4 protein-coding genes are annotated in these 2,961 nt (G+C 66.2%); all 4 read right to left on the minus strand.

The features are described 5' to 3' along the window. The coding region (locus ACRDUX_RS12465; RefSeq protein ID WP_526414318.1) for an aminotransferase class III-fold pyridoxal phosphate-dependent enzyme at positions 1 to 282 on the minus strand (282 nt) is incomplete at its 3' end. A 44-nt stretch (positions 283 to 326) separates the two neighbouring features. Further along, a complete protein-coding gene (locus ACRDUX_RS12470; protein ID WP_526414320.1) occupies positions 327 to 1,304 on the minus strand; it encodes a 5-oxoprolinase subunit C family protein in 978 nt (325 codons plus the stop codon). After that, positions 1,297 to 2,190 (minus strand): 5-oxoprolinase subunit B family protein, encoded by an 894-nt coding sequence (locus ACRDUX_RS12475; protein WP_526414322.1) that lies wholly within the window; start codon positions 2,188 to 2,190, stop codon positions 1,297 to 1,299. Before ACRDUX_RS12475 ends, ACRDUX_RS12470 begins: the two co-directional genes overlap by 8 nt. Further along, positions 2,187 to 2,961: LamB/YcsF family protein (locus ACRDUX_RS12480; protein WP_526414324.1), on the minus strand; the 775-nt coding region annotated here is incomplete at its 5' end. The genes ACRDUX_RS12475 and ACRDUX_RS12480, both read right to left, overlap by 4 nt.

Genomic DNA, 2,961 nt, shown 5'->3' on the forward strand with positions numbered 1-2,961 from the left:
GTTGAGGACGCCGAGTTGTTCGTCGACGAGTCGGCGCACGTGCGGGTGGCTGTGCCCGACGGCGGGAACGTTGTTGTATGCGTCGAGGTACTGGTTGCCGTCGGCGTCGTAGAGCCAGACCCCGTCACCACGTACCGCGACGACGGGGTGCCGGTAGAACAACCGATAGCTGGGCGCGAGGACGGCTTCGCGGCGGCGGATGAGGTCTTGAACGTCGCCTCCCAGGCCGTCGATGTCAGATCCGTCGAAGGCGTTGGCCATGTGGAGTGTCTTCGAATTCACAATTCTTCCTTGACTTTTCAATTGGATAATCGAGATGAACGGGATCAGGTGAGCTTCGCTGAACGATAGATCGCGGCGATCGTCACGTCGCGGGCCCGGCGGGCCGCCACGGCGAGGTCGATGTCGACCTCGACCAATCGGACGGTATTGGGCGCCTGCATCTGGGCCAGCGTGTCGATGTCGACGCCGATGACGGTGCCCATGGTTGCGTAGCCGCCACCGGTGACGCCGTCGCGGAGCAGGCAGATCAACTCTTGGCCGCTGGGCACCTGGATGGATCCGACGGGGTAGCCGAGGTCGACGACGTTACTGGGATCGTCGCCTGCGCCGAAGGGAGCGGCGCGGTCGACGAACTCCAACGGCGGACCGCTGAGCCGGTATCCCACGCGGTTGGCTTCGACGCCGATGACGAAGTCCGACGACAACATCTTCTCAACGCTGACGTCGGTGAATCGGTAGCGGCACAAGCCCATCACCACGCGGATCTGCTGGTGTCTGGCCAGCGAGGGACGTAGCGCCTCGTCGACCGAGTAACCCAGCCGGGGATAGCGCCCGTACTCGTCGGCACACCTGAGCACGTCACCGGCCCGGACCTCGCGCCCCTCGACCCCGCCGATTCCCGACGGCAGGTAGGTGGACCTGCTGCCCATCACCTTCGGTGTTCCAATCCCACCTCGCACGGCGATGTAGCTGCGGGCCCCGGCCAGCATCGACCCCACGGCCAGGACCTGGCCGGCGCGCACCGGCAGTGTCGTCCAGGTCGGCATCTGCACATCGTCGATCCGCAGGTCGACCTCGGCGCCGGTCACTGCCACCACGGTATCGCGGCGGAAATGCAGTGTCGGGCCTATGAATACCGATTCCAAGGTGGCCGCCGCCGGGTCATTGCCCACCAACGCGTTGGCCGCGTGGTGGGAGAGGTAGTCCATCGGCCCGGACGGTGGCAGGCCGATCGCGAAATAGCCGTTACGTCCCTCATCCTGAACCAGGGTCTGCAGGCCGGGCGCCAAGACATCAAGCATGGGTCAACTCGCCGAGAAGGGATGCGTTGTAGGACAGCGGGTCCTCGAAGAATTTCGCGAGGCCGAACTCGACCGGTGCCCGCCGATAGCGGTACGTGCGTTGTTCCACCTCGGCGCGGATAGCGTCGTACTCGTCATGGCCGATGGGCCGGTACTTCACGATCATTCCGGCTTTGGCCAGGACCGGGTCGCCGGCGAAGTCGGGCAGTTCCTGCGCGAGGTCGAACACGGGAGTGGCGGCGCGCCCGACCAGCTGGTAGCCCCCGGCGCCGCGTGCGGGATAGATGGTCGCGAAGGCGCCGCCATGGCCGAGTGCGCGTTCCGGAGTGTCGGTTCGCGGGCGGACGTACTTGGGTGCCTGCAGTTGCATGTCGTCGGGCACCAACTGCATGGACTCGGCGTTGCCCGGTACGAAGCACATGAACGTGACGATGAACGGGTTGCCCGAGTGCGCGGCGATGAAATGCTCGATCGAGTCGAAACCATTGATGCGACTGATGTATTCGAGGTCGGTCTCGGTGCTGGACTGGTGCCGGTCCCGAAATCGCATCGCGGTCTCGGTGCTCCACGGGTCGTTGTAGAAGACCGGGACTTCGAGGATCTCGGTGCTCAGGACCACGTCGGTGGTGTCGACGAGGCGGCGGTGCAGATCGAGTATCGGCTCGCGCAGCGAGCGCGGGTCGCACCGGTCCGGGTCCAGGCGCAGCATGTAGCTCGCGTTCGACGGGCAGATGTCGATGATGCCGTCGATGTCGAGTTCAGCCAGTGCGTCGGTGATCGCCTGGATCCGCAGGGCCCCCGAGAGCGACATGTGCTCGGTGAGTTCGACGAAGACGAACTCCTCCCCGCCGAAGCTCAGCCGCGATCCGTCGGGTAGCTCGGTCATCGGTCGTTCTCGAACACCGACCGGACCTCCACACCGTTGTCGGCGAGCACGCGCCGGACCGCAGTGGCCACCGCGACCACGTTCGGGCGGTCGCCGTGCACGCACACCGTTTGCACCGGCATGGGCACCTCTCGCCCGGACACCGTGAACACAGTGCCGCGGGCCATCCGAAGTGCCTGCTGCGCAACGAGTTCAGGGTCCCGCGCTGCCGGACGTGGTTCGATGATGTTGCGGCCGTCCTCGTCGAAGTCCAGGTCGGCGGCGTTGTCGGCGATGACCGGAAGCCCTTCGACGCGCAGCGCGTCGGTACCGGGTCCGGGGGCCAGCAGCAACGGGATTCCCTTCTGCAGGGATTGCAGGGCGCGCCCGATCGCCACGGCGCGATCGGCGTTGGTGACGATCGACCCGTAGAACGCTCCGTGCGGCTTGACGTGGCTGAGAGTCACGCCGAAGCGGCTGGCCACCCCCATCAATGCCCCCACCTGGTAGAGCACGTAGTCCACCGCGTCGGTGTCGTCGATGACGATCGGGCGCCGGCCGAAGCCCAGCAGGTCGGGAAAGCCGGGATGGGCGCCGATGTTGACGCCGGCCTGGGCGGCCATCTCCACCGCGCGGTGCATCGTCGACGGGTCACCGGCATGCCATCCGCACGCGACGTTGACCGTGGTGACGAGACCGACCAGCTCGGCGTCCTCGCCCAGATTCCACCGTCCGAAGCTCTCGGCGATGTCGGCGTTGATATCGAGTCGCGTGGTCACCGTGGTGTCCTCT

Source organism: Mycobacterium sp. (assembly GCF_050701675.1).
Taxonomy (GTDB): Bacteria; Actinomycetota; Actinomycetes; order Mycobacteriales; family Mycobacteriaceae; genus Mycobacterium.

What these genes read in the sequence shown, in the direction of transcription:
- ACRDUX_RS12470 (WP_526414320.1), bottom strand. Translation starts at nt 1,304, where the DNA reads ATGCTTGATGTCTTGGCGCCCGGCCTGCAGACCCTGGTTCAGGATGAG.
- ACRDUX_RS12475 (WP_526414322.1), bottom strand. Translation starts at nt 2,190, where the DNA reads ATGACCGAGCTACCCGACGGATCGCGGCTGAGCTTCGGCGGGGAGGAG.